Here is a 15,535-nt window from a genome sequence, read left to right as displayed (position 1 = left end):
GCACCGTCCTTCAGCTCGACGTGGGGAAGTGCAGGGAGGCGCCGTGTGCGGCCTCGACGTGCGGCCACCGGGAGGTGACGACCTTGCCGCGGGTGTAGAACGAGACGCCCTCGGGGCCGTGGATGTGCTTGTCGCCGAAGAGCGAGTCCTTCCAGCCGCCGAAGGAGTAGTAGGCCATCGGCACCGGGATCGGGACGTTGATGCCGATCATGCCGACGTGCACTCCCCGCTGGAACCGGCGCGCGGCCTCACCGCTGCCGGTGAAGATGGCGGTGCCGTTGCCGTACGGGTTGGCGTTGATCAGTGCGATGGCGGCCTCGGCGCTGTCGGAACGGACCACCGAGAGCACCGGCCCGAAGATCTCCTCGGTGTAGACGTCCATCGAGGTGTCGACCTGGTCGATGACCGTCGGGCCGACGAAGAAGCCGTCCTCGAAACCGGGCACGCGATGGCCCCGGCCGTCGACGAGCACCTTGGCGCCCTGCCGCTCGCCCGCGCCGATGAGGTTCTCGATGCGGTCGCGGGCCGCGGCCGTGACGACCGGGCCCATCTCGCTCTTCGGGTCGCGGCCGGCGCCGACCACGACCTCGTGGGCCTTGCGGGTCAGGATGTCCATCAGCGGATCGCCCGCGCCGCCGACGGCGACGGCGGCGGAGATGGCCATGCAGCGCTCGCCGGCCGAGCCGAACGCGGCGGCGGTCAGGTGGTTGGCGGCGAACTCCAGGTCGGCGTCGGGCAGGATGACCGCGTGGTTCTTGGCCCCGCCGAGGGCCTGGACGCGCTTGCCGGTGGCCGAGGCCCTCTGATGGAGGTAGCGGGCGATCGGCGTCGAGCCGACGAACGACACGGCGGCGACGTCCGGGTGGTCCAGGATCGCGTCGACCGCGGCCTTGTCGCCGTGCACGACGTTGAAGACGCCGTCCGGCAGTCCCGCGCGCCGCCACAGGTCCGCCACGAAGTTCGCCGCGGACGGGTCGCGCTCGCTGGGCTTGAGCACGAAGGTGTTGCCGCAGGCGATGGCGACCGGGTACATCCACATCGGCACCATGGCCGGGAAGTTGAACGGGGTGATGCCCGCGCAGACGCCGAGCGGCTCGCGGAAGCTGAACACGTCGACGCCGGTGGAGGCCTGATCGGAGTACTCGCCCTTGAGAAGCTGCGGGATGCCGCAGGCGAACTCGACGACCTCCAGGCCGCGCTGCACCTCGCCGGCCGCGTCGCTGAGCACCTTGCCGTGCTCGTCGGAGATGATCTCGGCAAGCGGGACGATGTGCGCGTTCAGCAGCTCGCGGAAGTTGAACATGATCTTCGTACGGGCGCTCAGCGAGGCCTGGCTCCAGGAGGCGAACGCGGCCTTCGCCGCCGCCACCGCCGCGTCGACGTCGGCCGGTTCGGCCAGCACCACCTCGTGCTGACGCTGCCCGGTCGCGGGATTGAAGACCGCGCCGCGGCGGGTCGCGGCGCCGGCGGTGAGGCGTCCGCCGATCCAGTGCTCGATGGTTGACAACTCGCAGGTCCCTTCTAGAGGTACGGGCGCTGGCCGCGCTTGGCGGTCTCGTAGGCGGCCCGTGCGGTGCGCGTGCTGTCCAAGGTGGAGACCTCGGCGACGGGGACGTCCCACCACGACTCCGAGGACGGCACCGGCGACAGCGGATCGGTCTCGATGTGCACGACGGTGAGCCGGTCGGCCTCGCGGGCCCGCTTGAGCCCCTCGGTGAGGTCGGCGATCGTGCGGCAGCGGATCACCGCGGCGCCCAGGCTCTCGGCGTTGGCCGCGAGGTCGACGGGCAGCAGGCCGCCGTCGTAGTCGTCGTCGGCGCCGCGGTAGCGGTAGCTGGTGCCGAAGCGCTGCGAACCGAGCGACTCCGACAACGCGCCGATCGACGCGAAGCCGTGGTTCTGCACCAGCACCACGACGAGCTTGACGCCCTCGGCCACCGCGGTGACGATCTCCTGCGCCATCATCAGGTACGAGCCGTCGCCGACCAGCGCATACACCTCGCGGCTCGGATCGGCCATCTTGATCCCGAGGGCGCCGGCGATCTCGAAGCCCATGCAGGAGTAGCCGTACTCGACGTGGTACTGCTTCGGGTCCCGGGCACGCCACAGCAGTTGCAGGTCCCCGGGCATGCTGCCGGCCGCCTGGACCACGACGTCGCGCTCGCCGCAGGCCTCGTTGACCGCGCCGATCACCTCGCTCTGCGCCGGCCGCGGCCCATGCCCGAGGTGGTACGCCCGCTCGACGCGGGCCTGCCACGCGGCCACGTCCGCGGCGAAGTCCCGATCGAACCGAGTGCCGCCGAGCGCCTCGGTCAGGGCGGCGAGCCCCTCGCGGGCGTCGGCCACGAGCGCGGTGGCCGACTCCTTGTGGGCGTCGAAGGCGGCGACGTTGAGGTTCACGAACCGCACGTCCGGATGCGCGAACGCGGTCCGCGACGCCGTCGTAAAGTCGCTGTAGCGGGTGCCGACGCCGATGACCACGTCGGCCTCGCGGGCCAGCGTGTTGGCGACCGGGGTGCCGGTCGAGCCGACGCCGCCGACGGAGTTCGGATGGTCCCAGCTCAGCGCCCCCTTGCCGGCGTGGGTGTCGGCGACCGGGATGCCGGTGGCCCGGGCGAAGGCGTCGAGCTCGGCCGACGCCTCGGCGTAGACCACTCCCCCGCCGGCGACGATCAGCGGGCGCTCGGCGGCCCGGATCACCTCGGCCGCGCGCGCCAGCGCGGCCGGCTCCGGCACCGGGCGGGCCACGTGCCAGACGCGCCGGGCGAACAGGGCGTCCGGGAAGTCGTACGCCTCGGCCTGCACGTCCTGCGGCAGGCACAGGGTGACCGCGCCGGTCTCGGCCGGGTCGCACAGCACCCGCATCGCGGCGAGCAGCGCCGACGGGAGCTGCTCCGGGCGCCAGATCCGGTCGAAGAAGCGCGACAGCGGGCGGAACGCGTCGTTGACCGACACGTCGTACGAGCGCGGATCCTCCAGCTCCTGCAACACCGGTGCGGCGGCCCGGGTGGCGAAGACGTCGCTGGGCAACAGCAGGACCGGGATGCGGTTGACGGTGGCCAGCGCGGCGCCGGTCAGCATGTTGGTCGAGCCGGGCCCGATCGACGCGGTGCAGGCCATCGCGGACAGGCGGTTGCGCATCCGGGCGTAACCGACCGCGGCGTGCACCATGGCCTGCTCGTTACGGGCGAGGTGGTACGGCAGGTCCGCGTCGCCGGTGCGCTGCGCCTGCAGCAGGGCCTGCCCGATGCCGGCGACGTTGCCGTGCCCGAAGATGCCGAACATGCCCGCGACCGCGCGCTGCTCGACGCCGTCGCGCTCGGTCCACTGGCTGGCCAGGAACCGCACGACGGCCTGGGCGACGGTGAGCCTCACGGTCGTCTCCTCTCCGTGGTGGAGGTCAGCGGGAGCCGGGGGTCCGTCTGCTGGTGGCCCCACGCGCCCCGGACCCAGGCGTGCGCCGGATCGTCGGAGAAGAGCCACCGGCGCTCCCCCGGCCCGGCCATGACGTTGAGGTAGTAGAGGTCGTAGCCGGGCGCGGCCATCGAGGGGCCGTGCCAGCCGTACGGGATCAGCACCGCGTCGCCGCTGCGCACCTCGGCGCAGACGTCGATGTCGCGGCCCGGGTTGCCGTACACGCGCTGGTAGGCCGACCCGGGCGCGCCCGAGGGCGAACCGGCGACCTCGAAGTAGTAGATCTCCTCGAGGGCGGTTTCACCCACGCCTGGATCGTCGTGCTTGTGGGGCGGGTACGACGACCAGTTGCCGCCCGGCGTCAGCACCTCGACGGCGATGAGCCGGTCCGCCTCGAACGACTCGGGCGTGCAGAAGTTGTTGACCTGCCGGCTGGACTGCCCGGCGCCGCGCAGCTCGACGGGCACGTCCTCGGCGGCGCCGTAGCGGAACGGCAGCCGCCGGGTGGTCCGCGCCGAGGGCAGCGCGAACCGGCCGCCGTTGCCCGCCCGGATGGTGAGCGTGGAGCCCGCCGGGACGTACGCGAAGTCGGTGACGCGGGAGAAGACCGACCGCCGTCCGGTCAGCGTGATCCGCTCGTCGTCGCAGGTGACGTCGCAGCCGCCGGCGAGCGGCAGCACCAGGGTCTCGTGGTCGCCGGTGGTGAAGCTGACCCGCTGCCCGATCGTCAGGTCGAGTACCCGCAGGCCGCTGAACCCCCAGCCCGCGCTCTCCGGCGTGATGATCAGATCGAACGGCTTGCTTCCGGCCTCGCCGCGGCGCAGCAGGTGGCTCATAGCAGGCTCACCGCCCGGTCCACCGCGCCGGCCACGTCGCCGCCGGGTGGATAGAGCAGGCTGCGCCCGATCACCAGTCCCTGCACGGTGGGTAGGGCCAGGGCCTTGCCCCACCGGGAGTACGCGGCACCGACGTCGGCCGTCACCTCGCCGCCGAGGATCAGCGCGGGCAGGGTGGTCGCCGCCATCACCCGCTCCATGTCGTCGACGACCGGCACCTTCAGCCAGGTGTACGCCGAGGTCGTGCCGAGCCCGGCGGCCACGGTCATGGCCCGGATCATCGCGTCCGGGGTGAGGTCGTTGCGGACCCGCCCGTCGTAGCGGTGCGAGATGAACGGCTCGACCATCGCCATGAGCTTGCGTCCTGCGAGATCGCCCACCGCCCGCGCGCAGCCCTCCAGCGTGGTCGCCGTCCCGGCGTCGGAGGGGTCGATGCGCAGCAGCATCTTGCCGCCCTCGAACCCGCAGGCGGCGATGCTCTCCGCGTCGTACGCGGTGAACCGGTCGTCGATCTCGAAGCTGGTCCCGGCCAGCCCGCCGCGGTTCATCGACCCGATGACCACCTTGTGGTCGAGGGCGCCCAGCAGCAGCAGGTCCTCGAGGATGTCCGGGGTGCCGAGCACACCGTTGACGCCGGGGCGCTCCAGTGCGGTGCACAGCCGCCGGAGCAGGTCACCCCGGTTGCCCATGGCGAGCGCGTCGGCGCCGGCGCGCAGCGCGCCCCGGGCGGGATGGTCCGCGGCGATGACCATCAGGCGGCCGTGCTCACCGCGCCAGGACGGGGGCCGGCGGCGCCGTTTCGCGGCCGAGGCGATCGCGTACGGGCGGTCGACGCGGGCGGCGACGATCTCGTGGAGGTCAGTCACGGCCGGCTCCGGTGCTCAGCAGCTCGCCGACCTCGGCCTCGGTGGGCATGGCGTCGGCACAGGCCAGCCGCGAGGCGACGAGGGCGCCCGCGGCGTTGCAGAAGCGCAGGATGCGCGGCAGGTCCCAGCCGGACAGCAGCCCGTGGCACAGCGCGCCGCCGAAGGCGTCCCCGGCGCCCAGCCCGTTGACCACCTCGACGGGAATCGGCGCCGCGTGGACCTCCTCGCCGTTGCGGGACGCGACCACGCCGTCCGGGCCCCGCTTCACGACGGCGAGCTCGACGCCGAGGTCATGCAGGGCGTCGGCGGCCTTACGCGGCTCGCGGACCCCCACCGCCGTGGCGCTCTCGTCGAGGTTGCCGACGGCGACGCTGACGTACGGAAGGGCCTCCTGCAGCCAGCGTCGCGCCTGCTCACGCGACTCCCAGAACATCGGCCGGTAGTCCAGGTCGAGCACGGTGATGCCGGCGCGGTCGCGGGCGTGCAGCGCGGTGAGCGTCGCCGTCCGCGACGGCTCCTGGCACAGGCCGGTGCCGGTCACCCAGAAGATCTCAGCGGCGCGGATCGCCGCAAGGTCCAGCGAGGACTCGTCGATCTCCAGGTCGGGCGCCTTGGGATAGCGGTAGAAGTACAGCGGGAAGTCGTCGGGCGGGAAGATCTCGCAGAAGGTGACCGGCGTGGGCAGCCCCGGCACCGCGCTCACGTAGCGGTCGTCGACCCCGAAGGACCGCAGGGCCTCGTGGATGTACGCGCCGAACGGATCGTCCCCGGTGCGGGTGATGACCGCGCTGCGACGACCGTAGCGGGCCGCGGCGACCGCGACGTTGGTCGGGCTGCCACCGAGGAACTTCTCGAACGTACGGACGTCACGCAGCGAGACACCGACCTGTTGTGGATACAGGTCGACGCCGATACGTCCCATCGTCAGTACCTCGTCTGCGGGCATGCGTCCCCCTTGGGAAAGCGGTCGGAACGTGTGGCCGGCGATAGCGGGGTCTCCGGGCACGATGCGGCGCCCGGGATGCCGTGCGGATTACGGCGCGAGGAGAAGGTGTGTGGCCGGGCTCTTCACGTGCGGGAGGGGGTGCCACGGCCGGATTCGATGTAATAACGTGAGGGCTTCCACGTCAATACTTTGTCCTGACAAACTCACATGGTGAGGAGGGTCCGTGCCACGTGACCGCTCCGCGTCGCGCGGTCCGGTACGCCCGGTCGAGCTGGACCGGAGCAGCCCGGTGCCCCTGTACTTCCAGGTCGCCAGCCGGCTGCAGGAGCTCATCGAGGCCGGCGAGATCGGCGTCGGCGCCCGCATCGAGAACGAGGTCGACCTGGCCGAGCGCCTCGGCGTCTCCCGCCCCACGACCCGCCGCGCGATCCAGTACCTCGTGGAGCGCGGCATGCTCGTGCGCAAGCGCGGCGTGGGCACCCAGGTGGTGCACCCGAAGGTCCGGCGGCCGGTCGAGCTCTCCAGCCTCTACGACGACCTGGTCAGCGCCGACCGCAAGCCGCACACCGAGGTGCTGCGGCTCGAGGTGATCCCGGCCCCGGCGGAGGTGGCCGCCGCCCTCGAGCTGCCCGCCGGCACCGAGGTCACCTGGATCGAGCGGCTGCGCTACGCCGGCGGCGAACCGCTCGCCCTGATGCACAACGCCATCCCGCTCGACCTCATCCGCCTGGAGGCGGACGACCTCGCCGCGCACGGCCTCTACGAACTGCTGCGCCGGGCCGGCTATCAGCCCCGCGTCGCTACCCAGGTGATCGGCGCCCGCACCGCCGGCGCCGCCGAGGCCCGCATCCTCGCCGAGAAGCGCGGCGCGTCCCTGCTGACCATGACCCGTACGGCCTGGGACGCGGGCGGCCGGGCGCTGGAGTACGGCTCCCACGTCTACCGCGCGAGCCGCTACAGCTTCGAGCTCAACCTTTCCGCGGGCTGAGCGGGGGAGGGCGTTCCCACGCCCTCTCCGAGACCTTTCAGGGTCGCCACATGCGGAAGAAGGGCGTGCCGTCGGGCAGGTGGATGTCGAACGGGGACATGTCGGCGTAGCCGTGGCGGCGGTAGAGGCGGACGTTGTCGTCGTTGGTCGCCTCCAGGTACGCCGGCGCCTCCAGGCGGTCGTGGGTGTGCTGCATCAGCGCGCTGCCCAGCCCGGCCCCCTGATGGGTCCGGTCGACCGCGAGGAAGGCGAGGTGCCAGTGCGGTTCCTGCGGATGGTGCTTCTCGAACAGCTCGTCGAGCGCCGCGAAGTGGGGCAGCCAGCGGCCCGCGACCGCGCGAAGCCGCTGTTCGTAGTCGGGAATCTCGGGCAGGTCACGGGTGCGGTCGAACCACACCGCCGTCGCGACCAGGCTGCCCGACGCGTCCTCGATCACATCGACCGCGCCGGCCTCGCGAGCCGATCCGGACAGCAGCGTGAAGAAGGCCGCCATGACCGCGAGGCGCACGCCGTCGTCCGGGACCAGCGAGCGATTCTGCGGGAGGTGGTCGAAGGCGCGCGCGATGAGGCGGCCGACGGCCGGGATCTCCGCGGCGGTGGCGGGGCGGATCGGCGCCGTCATCGGGTGGCCTCCGTGAACGAGAAGGTGGAGGCGCTGCGCGCGCCGAGGCCGATGCCGGCGTAGACGCGCGCCCGGGTGCGGCGCAGGATCAGGGCCCAGAGCACGCCCGCGAGCATCAGGATCCCGTACGCGAGCGGCACCACCCAGGTCGGCGTCGAGCCGGGCGCGACGCCGAAGAGCACCTCGATGTTCGTCACGGCCAGGTACGACATCACCAGCAGCAGCACCGCGCCGATCGCCGGGGCGCCGAGGCGGTGCCAGCCGTCCTCGCCGCAGGGATGGCGGGCGAAGTAGCCGATCACCGCGACCGAGGTGATGGTGATGAGCAGCAGCACGCCGATGCCGCCCGTGGTGCCGCCCCAGAAGAAGAGCTGGACCAGCGGGTCCCAGCCCATGATCGCGTACCCGAGGATCGCGACCAGGCCGAGCGCCGACTGGGCCAGCGACCCGTTCTTGGGCGCGCCCGTGCCGGGCACCGTGCGCCCGAACGCCCGCGGCAGCACCCCCTCGCGCCCGAGCGAGAAGGTGTACCGGGCGATGATGTTGTGGAAAGAGATCATCGCCGCGATCAGCGACGTCAGGAACAGCGCGTGACCCAGATGCAGGGCGGAGTCGCCGAGCCGGGCGGAGGCGAGGTTGAAGAACAGTTCCGGGCCCTCGGCGCCGGCGCGCTCGACGGCCTGCCCACCGGCGGCGGAGATCATCGCCCAGGCGGAGAAGGCGTAGAGGACCGCGATCATCGCGACGGCGATGTAGGTGGCCCGGGGCACGGTCCGGCGCGGGTCGCGCGACTCCTCGCTGAAGACCACGGACTGTTCGAATCCGACGAAGCCCGTGACGGCCATGACCAGCAGCGCGCCGGCGCCCGCACCGGCCAGGCTGCCCGCGTCCAGCGGGGCCGCCGACGCCTCGAAGGTGGGCGCGAGCAGGTCGGCGAAGCTGAAGACGACCACGAGCACGATCTCGGCGACGAGCAGGGTGGCCAGGACCCTGCCGTTGACCGCGACGTCGCGCACGCCCAGGACCGCGACCAGCGCCCAGGCGGCCAGCGCGATCACCCACCACTGGATCTCGACGCCGAACCAGTCGGCGAACAGCGGGGCGGCGATCGCACCGAAGCCGCCGTACGAGGCGAGCTGGAAGCTGTTGTAGGCCACCAGCGCGACCCACGCGGCGCCGACGCCCAGCGGGCGGCCGAGCCCCTGCGCGATGTACGCGTAGAACGCCCCCGCGTTCGCGATGTGCCGGGCCATGGCGACGTAGCCGACGGCGAAGACGGCCAGCACCACGGCGACCGCCAGGAACGCGATGGAGATCGCGGTGAGCCCGGTGACCGCGAGCCCGGTCGGTACGACCCCGGCGACCACGGTGAGCGGCGCGGCGGCCGACATGACGAAGAAGACGACAGCGGCGACGCCCAGGCGGTCGCGGGCGAGAGCGGTCGACAACTGACTGGTTCCGGCCGGGGTGGTGGTTGCGGACACGGGGACTCCAAGGGGGTGGAGGGGAGGGGGTGTTCAGGCCCGGCGGGCCATCACGGCGTCGCCCACGGCGGCCTCTGCGTGGCCGACGATGTGCTGCAACATCGCCGGCAGGCGCCGGCGGAGCTGGTCGAACAGGTGGTCGCGCTCGCCGGGTTCGAGCGTGACCAGCACGTGCTGGTCGAGGCCGGTGGCCAGCACCAGCCCGGTGAGCACGAGGTCCGAGGTGTCCAGGAGCTCGCCGCGGGTCGCGGCGATGCGGATCCGGGTGCCGGGCCAGCCGGCGGTCGAGGAGTCGGACGGGACGAAGCGGACCTTGGTGCCGAGCAGCCCGCGCTTCTCCTTGCGGTGCACCAGCCCGGCCCGGGCGAGGCGGCGCTCGACCAGGTCGGTGGCGACCCCGGTGGCGAGGAACGAGATCCAGTCGCGAATCCGGCGGTGGCCGGGTTCGCGCAGGAGCTGGCCGAGGACCGCGGCGGTGGCCGGGTCCGGGGTGGGTTCGTCGTCGATCACGATGATGTGGTTGTCGCGCAGGTCGAGGCGCCGCCACAGGACGAGCTCGGCAAGCAGGGCGGCGGCGAGGCCGAGGCCGAGGGTGGCCTCGGTGAGCAGGGAGCGGCCGCGCGCCGAGTCATGGGCGGCGAGGTACAGGTCATCGGCGAGCGGAAGCTGCGATGACGGCACGGGATTCCCCTAGCGCATGACGGAATGACCGCCGGTCGCGGTGACCGCCGGTCACGGGAGTACGGGTACTGGCCGTGCGCATCGACCGCAGACCGTCACGGTGAGCGGCGAATGCACGACTCCGCGTAGCTTGCCAGCGCCCGGCCTCCGGGCGCAATGTCCTCAGTGGGCAAACCTGGAATGCATCGACGGGCATGGACCTGACCTGCGGTGGCGCTCGGACCCACAGTGGACGCCTGCGGCAGGGTCGCAGCGCCGGGGTCCCGCACCCGCACCGAACATCGCCCTTACCCGCTTCTGACATGCCACGCCTAGCGTCGAGGCATGACGGACCGCAGCACGGTTTCCCACCTGCTCCGCCGGTTGACGTTCGGGCCCACCGCCGCCGAGGTCGAGGCGGCACTGCGGGCCGGCGTGCCGGCGACGCTCGACAAGGTTCTGGCCCCCGTCGGCCACCCGGCGTCCCTTCCCGAGGTGGGCGCCTTCCGGCCCGGCAGGGAAGGCCGCGCCGACGCCCGGCGGGACGCCACCGAGGCCACCGGATGGTGGATCACCCGGATGGTCACCGAGCCCGGCGCCGCGGAGAAGCTCACCTTCTTCTGGCACGGGCACTGGGCGACCTCGGTCCGCAAGGTGCGCTCGGCCGAGCTGATGCTGGGCCAGCAGGCGACGCTGCGGCGCTACGGCGCGGGCGGCACCGGAGCGCTGGTCCGGGCGATGCTGCGCGACCCCGCCCTGATCATCTGGCTCGACGCCCAGCGCAACACCCGCAAGGCGCCCAACGAGAACCTCGCGCGCGAGCTGATGGAGCTGTTCACGCTCGGCGTCGGCGCCGGCTACACCGAGGCCGACGTGAAGGCGGGCGCCCGGGTGCTCACCGGCTGGCGGGCGGACCGGACGGGCGGGACTGCGACCTTCTCCGCACGGCGTCACGACCCCGCGCCCGTCACCCTGCTCGGCCGCACCGGCACGTTCGACGCCGACGCGTACGCCGACCTGCTCGTGTCCCACCCCGCCCACCGGCCGTTCCTCGCCGGCCGCCTCTGGGCGCGGTACGGCGCCGACACCCCACCGGACGCGGCCACGACCGCCCGGCTGGTGGCGCAGGGCGGCTCCACGGTCGCCATGCTGCGCGCCCTGGTGGGCGACCCCGCGTTCGCGGGCTGCCGCGGCCGGCTGGTGAAGCAACCGGTGGAGTGGATGGTCGGGGCCGCCCGCCAGCTCGGCATCGATCCGGAGCGCGGCCGGTCCCGGATCCTCGCGGGGCTGCGCGCCCTGGGCCAGGTCCCGTTCCGTCCGCCCAGCGTCGGCGGCTGGCCGGCCGGCACGGCCTGGCTGACCACCTCGTCGGCCCAGGCCCGGCTCGCGTCCGGGCGGGCGCTGGCCGCGCTCGCGCCCGAGGCCGTCGGCACGCTCGGCGACACGGCCCGCGCGGACCGCCCCGACGCGCTGGCCCGGATCCTCGTCGTCGACGAGTGGACGGCGCGGACCCGCGCCGTGCTCGCCGGGGCGGCCGGCGATCCCCGCCTGCTGCTGACCCTGGGCCTGGCCAGCCCCGAGTACGCCGTCCACTGAGGAGGAAACGACATGGACACCATCACCCGGCGCCGGCTCCTGACCGCGGGCGGCGTGGTCGCGGCCGGCGCCCTGGCCGCCGGAGCCACGGCGTACGCCCTGCCGGACATCCTCGGCTTCCGCAGCGAGGAGCCGAACGGCCGCATCCTGGTGCTGGTCACGCTCTACGGCGGCAACGACGGCCTGAACACCGTGATCCCGTACGCGGACCCCGCCTACGCCGCCAACCGGCCGTCGATGGCCTACCCGGCGGACCAGGTCCTGCCCCTGGACGACGGCCTGGCCCTGAACCCGGCGCTGAAGGGCCTGCACCGCCTCTACGGCGACGGGCGCCTCGCGATCGTGCAGGGCGTGGGCTACCCGAAGCCCGACCGTAGCCACTTCCGGTCCATGGACATCTGGCAGACCGCGAGCCCGGAGCGTCCCGGCACGACCGGCTGGCTCGGCCGCTGGCTGGACACCGCCGGCAGGGACCCTCGGCTGGCGGTGTCCTTCGAGCCGGTGCTGCCTCCGCTGCTGGCGGGAGCGCGCAGCGCGGGGGCCACCGTGCCCGGCGGGACCCTCGACCTGCCCGCCGGCGTGACGAGCGACATCCTCACCGGCCTGGGCACCCCGTCGGCCGGCGAGTCGCCGGAGCGGGCCCGCGCCGCCGCGTGCTTCGCCGACCTGGTCCGCGTGCGCGACCTCGTCGCCGGGACCGCGCCGGAGGAGGACGAGGAGCCGGACGAGGAGCCGGCCACCGCCACCGGCGGCCAGGCCCCCGCGCTGGACCGGCAGCTCGCCCTGGTGACCCGGTGCATCGAGGCCGGAGCGGCCACCCGGGTCTACTCCGTCTCGCTCGGCGGCTTCGACGTGCACGCCGACGAGAAGGGCGCCCAGGAGGCGATTCTCGCGAGCCTGGACGGGCCGCTCGCCGCCTTCGTGGAGCGGATGGCGGGTCGCGAGGTGGTGGTGGCCGTCTACTCGGAGTTCGGCCGGCGGGTGCGGGCCAACGCGTCGGACGGCACCGACCACGGCACGGCCTCCCCGGTCCTGCTGCTGGGAGCCGGCATCCCGGGAGGCCTGCACGGCGACCCGCCGAGCCTCACGGACCTCGACGACGGGGACCTGCGCCACACCACCGACTTCCGCGACGTGTACGCCATGCTGCTCGCCGACGTGCTGGGCGCGGATCCCGAACCGATCCTGGGCGGCTGGACGGGGCGCCTCACGTTTAGTTGACAGCTCAAGTAAATGGCCGTACCGTGGTGATATCAGTTGAAGCTTCAACGGAGGTCGCCATGAGCACCATGCCCGCGCTCTTCCTCAGCCACGGCGCCCCGCCCCTGGTCGACGACCCGGTCTGGGTTTCGCAGTTGCGCGAGCTCGCCGCCGGCCTGCCCCGCCCCACGGCGATCCTCATGGCCTCGGCGCACTGGGAATCCGCTCCCCTCATGCTCGGCGCCACCGGGCCCGCGCCGCTGGTGTACGACTTCGGCGGCTTCGCGCCGCGCTACTACGAGGCGCGGTATCCGGCGCCGGGCGCGCCCGAGCTGGCCGCGCGCGTCGAGAAGCTCATGCCCGACAACGAGCACGTGGCCCGCACCTCCCGCGGCCTCGACCACGGCGCGTATGTGCCGCTGAGCGTCATGTACCCGGACGCCGACATCCCGGTGCTGCAGATGTCGCTGCCGACCCTGGAACCCGAGCGCCTGCTGGAGCTGGGCGGCCGGCTCGCCCCGCTGCGCGATGAGGGCGTGCTGATCGTGGGCTCCGGCTTCACCACGCACGGCCTGCCGTTCCTGCGCGACTTCCGCACGGACGCGCCCGCGCCCGGCTGGTCGCGCGAGTTCGACGCCTGGGCCGGGGAGACCCTGGCCCGTGGCGCGGTCGACGAGCTGGCCGACTTCCGCTCCCGGGCGCCGGGCATGCCGTACGCGCACCCGACGATCGAGCACTTCGCCCCGATGTTCCTGACGCTGGGCGCCTCCGGCGACCCCGGGCAGACCCCCGCCCAACCCATCGACGGATTCTGGATGGGGCTGGCCAAGCGCTCCTTCCAGACGGCCTGACGGCGCCGCTGTTTTCAGGATTTTCCCAGCGTAGGCAGGGATTCTGGGTGAATCCCCATGACACCTGGAGGTTGCTCGCCGATGCTGGAGGTCACCGCGCTCGGCTGGACGCTGACCATTGCGCTCATCGTCGCCCTGCTCGCCCTCGACCTGACCCTCGGCGTGCTGCGCCCGCACGCCGTGGGGTTCCGTGAGGCAGGCGTCTGGTCGATCTTCTACATTGCCGTCGCGCTCCTCTTCGGCGTCGTCTTCGCCCAGGTCGCGGGATGGAGCTACGGCACCGAGTACTTCGCCGGCTACATCGTCGAGAAGAGCCTGTCGGTCGACAACCTCTTCGTCTTCGTGATCATCATGAGCACCTTCGCGGTACCGGAGAAGTACCAGCAGGAGGTGCTCACCTTCGGCATCATCATCGCGCTGGCGCTGCGGGTCGTCTTCATCGCCCTCGGCGCGACGCTGCTGTCGCTCTTCAGCTTCATGTTCCTGATCTTCGGCCTGCTGCTGATCTACACCGCGGTCCAGCTCTTCCGCCACCGCGACGAGGATCCCAGCGTCGAGGACAACGCCCTGGTGAAGGCGAGCAGGCGGCTGTTCCCGGTCACCGACGAGTACGCCGGGGGCAAGCTGTTCACCCGGATCGACGGGCGCCGGATGGCGACGCCGCTGTTCATCACGCTCATCGCCATCGGCAGCACGGACCTGCTCTTCGCACTGGACTCGATTCCCGCCGTCTTCGGGGTGACCGAGGAGGCATACATCGTCTTCGTCGCCAACGCGTTCGCGCTGCTCGGCCTGAGGGCATTGTTCTTCCTGGTCAAGGGCCTGCTGGACCGGCTCGTCTACCTGTCGACGGGCCTGTCGCTGATCCTCGCCTTCATCGGCGCCAAGCTGGTGCTGCACTGGCTGCACGAGGACGTGTGGAAGGACGCGCCGCAGATCAGCACCCCGGTCTCGCTCGTCGTCATCCTGGTGGTCCTGGTGATCACGACGGTAGCCAGCCTGGCGAAGACCCGCCGGGACCCGGACGCGCGGGCCCACGCCGGCAGCCTGCGGGCCCGCGCGCCACGGGAGGACCGCGCGGAGCACTGATCCCCTCGGACACGACAGAGGCCCCGGCAACGTCGCCGGGGCCTCTGTCGTGTCCAGGATGGAGTCGTCAGCCGCGGTACCCGCCCACGGCCATCCGCGCGCGCTGACGTTCGTAGTCCTGCCGGTTGAGGATCGCGCGGATCTCCGCGGTCTCCGTCTCATCGTGCCGGCCGAGGATGAGGTCGAGCTCGGCGCGCTCGGCGGGCGTCCGGAAGGCCGCAAGCTCGGCGCTCAACTGCCGGTAGGCCCGCCGCTGGGTGCGCCGGTGCGACAGGGCGACGCGGGCGTCGCGGATCGTGTTCGTGAAAGGCATCGTCCGTCTCCTTACGGAAAGTGATGGCGAAAGCCTCATCGCTTCCGCTCACCAGCTTCCGGATCGCTGCCTACCTCGGCAAATTACGCAGGTATCCCAGGTCACTCTCCGTCGCCTTGTTGCTGGTCAACGCCCTCGGTGTTTTGCACCACAGCAGAGCAAAATCTCACGGCACGTTGAGCCAGCGGTCCGCGAGCTGCCGGCGGCGGCACGCCACCAGGTGGCTCGCCAGGATCGCCGGCTGCCCGCCGCGGACGCAGGCGTCCGCTCCGGCCGTCAGCACGGCGGTCACCAGATCCGCCCCGGCGTCCTCGTCGACCAGGGCGACGATCCGGGTACGCCCGGACAGCACCGCCCTCGCGTCGCGCACGACGTCCTCCCGGGCACCGCTGATCAGGACGATCTCGCCGGGCCGCACGGCGCAAGCGGAGGCGGCGAACCGCACCGACCAGCCCGCGGGCAACTGCGCGGCAAGCGCGGCGACGCGCCCCGAGTGGCCCAGCACGACCACGACGGCGTCGCTCCGCTGCCGGTCGAGGCCGGGGACGGGCACGGTCGTCGAGTTCGGCATGAAGGCCTCGTTCCGGTCGCTGCGGTTCAGTTGCACACGCATGACGGACAGCCTTCACCCCGCGCCTGAACTGTTCTTGTGCCGCACCTGTGCGTCCGA

General features: G+C 72.5%; 15 protein-coding genes. 5 read left to right on the top strand and 10 right to left on the bottom strand.

Going from position 1 to position 15,535, the window contains the following annotated elements:
* Window positions 1-10: 10 nt before the first annotated feature.
* From EDD30_RS37140 to iolC, 5 genes are read right to left on the bottom strand one after another with little or no spacing between them, the layout of a single operon-like run.
* On the bottom strand, window positions 11-1,507 hold the full coding sequence (locus EDD30_RS37140) for a CoA-acylating methylmalonate-semialdehyde dehydrogenase (RefSeq protein ID WP_071804386.1): 1,497 nt from the start codon (window positions 1,505-1,507) through the stop codon (window positions 11-13).
* A 14-nt stretch (window positions 1,508-1,521) separates the two neighbouring features.
* A complete protein-coding gene (gene iolD / locus EDD30_RS37135; RefSeq protein ID WP_071804388.1) occupies window positions 1,522-3,375 on the bottom strand; it encodes a 3D-(3,5/4)-trihydroxycyclohexane-1,2-dione acylhydrolase (decyclizing) in 1,854 nt (617 codons plus the stop codon).
* On the bottom strand, window positions 3,372-4,250 hold the full coding sequence (gene iolB, locus EDD30_RS37130; RefSeq protein ID WP_071804390.1) for a 5-deoxy-glucuronate isomerase: 879 nt from the start codon (window positions 4,248-4,250) through the stop codon (window positions 3,372-3,374). The genes iolD and iolB overlap by 4 nt, the downstream gene beginning before the upstream one ends.
* Complete coding sequence (locus EDD30_RS37125; protein ID WP_071804392.1) at window positions 4,247-5,116, bottom strand: Cgl0159 family (beta/alpha)8-fold protein; 870 nt, start codon at window positions 5,114-5,116, stop codon at window positions 4,247-4,249. Before EDD30_RS37125 ends, iolB begins: the two co-directional genes overlap by 4 nt.
* Window positions 5,109-6,062 (bottom strand): 5-dehydro-2-deoxygluconokinase, encoded by a 954-nt coding sequence (iolC, locus tag EDD30_RS37120; RefSeq protein ID WP_071804394.1) that lies wholly within the window; start codon window positions 6,060-6,062, stop codon window positions 5,109-5,111. The genes EDD30_RS37125 and iolC overlap by 8 nt, the downstream gene beginning before the upstream one ends.
* A gap of 223 nt (window positions 6,063-6,285) precedes the next feature.
* Here iolC and EDD30_RS37115 point away from each other — a divergent pair, with 223 nt between their 5' ends.
* On the top strand, window positions 6,286-7,050 hold the full coding sequence (locus EDD30_RS37115) for a GntR family transcriptional regulator (RefSeq protein ID WP_071804396.1): 765 nt from the start codon (window positions 6,286-6,288) through the stop codon (window positions 7,048-7,050).
* Window positions 7,051-7,087: 37 nt separating this feature from the next.
* On the opposite strand, the gene EDD30_RS37110 is transcribed toward EDD30_RS37115, so the two are convergent.
* From EDD30_RS37110 to EDD30_RS37100, 3 genes are read right to left on the bottom strand one after another with little or no spacing between them, the layout of a single operon-like run.
* Window positions 7,088-7,672 (bottom strand): GNAT family N-acetyltransferase, encoded by a 585-nt coding sequence (locus EDD30_RS37110; protein WP_071804398.1) that lies wholly within the window; start codon window positions 7,670-7,672, stop codon window positions 7,088-7,090.
* The gene (locus EDD30_RS37105; RefSeq protein ID WP_071804400.1) at window positions 7,669-9,156 is read right to left on the bottom strand and encodes an APC family permease; all 1,488 of its coding nucleotides are present in this window, start codon (window positions 9,154-9,156) and stop codon (window positions 7,669-7,671) included. Before EDD30_RS37105 ends, EDD30_RS37110 begins: the two co-directional genes overlap by 4 nt.
* A 33-nt stretch (window positions 9,157-9,189) precedes the next feature.
* Window positions 9,190-9,837 (bottom strand): GOLPH3/VPS74 family protein, encoded by a 648-nt coding sequence (locus EDD30_RS37100; protein WP_071804402.1) that lies wholly within the window; start codon window positions 9,835-9,837, stop codon window positions 9,190-9,192.
* Window positions 9,838-10,161: 324 nt separating this feature from the next.
* Between EDD30_RS37100 and EDD30_RS37095 the strand changes: the two genes are divergently transcribed.
* From EDD30_RS37095 to EDD30_RS37080, 4 genes are all read left to right on the top strand, one after another.
* Window positions 10,162-11,412: a DUF1800 domain-containing protein gene (locus EDD30_RS37095; RefSeq protein ID WP_071804404.1), complete on the top strand. Its 1,251-nt coding sequence runs from the start codon at window positions 10,162-10,164 to the stop codon at window positions 11,410-11,412.
* A 12-nt stretch (window positions 11,413-11,424) separates the two neighbouring features.
* Window positions 11,425-12,633, top strand: a complete 1,209-nt coding sequence (locus EDD30_RS37090; protein ID WP_123678733.1) for a DUF1501 domain-containing protein — start codon at window positions 11,425-11,427, stop codon at window positions 12,631-12,633.
* 59 nt (window positions 12,634-12,692) lie between these two features.
* Window positions 12,693-13,463 (top strand): dioxygenase family protein, encoded by a 771-nt coding sequence (locus tag EDD30_RS37085; protein WP_211277913.1) that lies wholly within the window; start codon window positions 12,693-12,695, stop codon window positions 13,461-13,463.
* Between the two features lie 81 nt (window positions 13,464-13,544).
* Window positions 13,545-14,552: a TerC/Alx family metal homeostasis membrane protein gene (locus EDD30_RS37080; protein WP_071807863.1), complete on the top strand. Its 1,008-nt coding sequence runs from the start codon at window positions 13,545-13,547 to the stop codon at window positions 14,550-14,552.
* A 67-nt stretch (window positions 14,553-14,619) separates the two neighbouring features.
* Here the strand turns inward: EDD30_RS37080 and EDD30_RS37075 are convergent, their stop codons facing one another.
* Window positions 14,620-14,865: a hypothetical protein gene (locus tag EDD30_RS37075; protein ID WP_071807864.1), complete on the bottom strand. Its 246-nt coding sequence runs from the start codon at window positions 14,863-14,865 to the stop codon at window positions 14,620-14,622.
* Between the two features lie 166 nt (window positions 14,866-15,031).
* Window positions 15,032-15,478, bottom strand: coding sequence for a hypothetical protein (locus EDD30_RS37070; protein WP_071807865.1), 447 nt, complete (start codon window positions 15,476-15,478; stop codon window positions 15,032-15,034).
* Window positions 15,479-15,535 lie beyond the last annotated feature (57 nt).

The sequence above is a fragment of the Couchioplanes caeruleus genome (genome assembly GCF_003751945.1).
Classification (GTDB): domain Bacteria; phylum Actinomycetota; class Actinomycetes; order Mycobacteriales; family Micromonosporaceae; genus Actinoplanes; species Actinoplanes caeruleus.
Note: the sequence above shows the minus strand (reverse complement) of the source record. Positions and strands in the feature narration are given on the sequence as shown.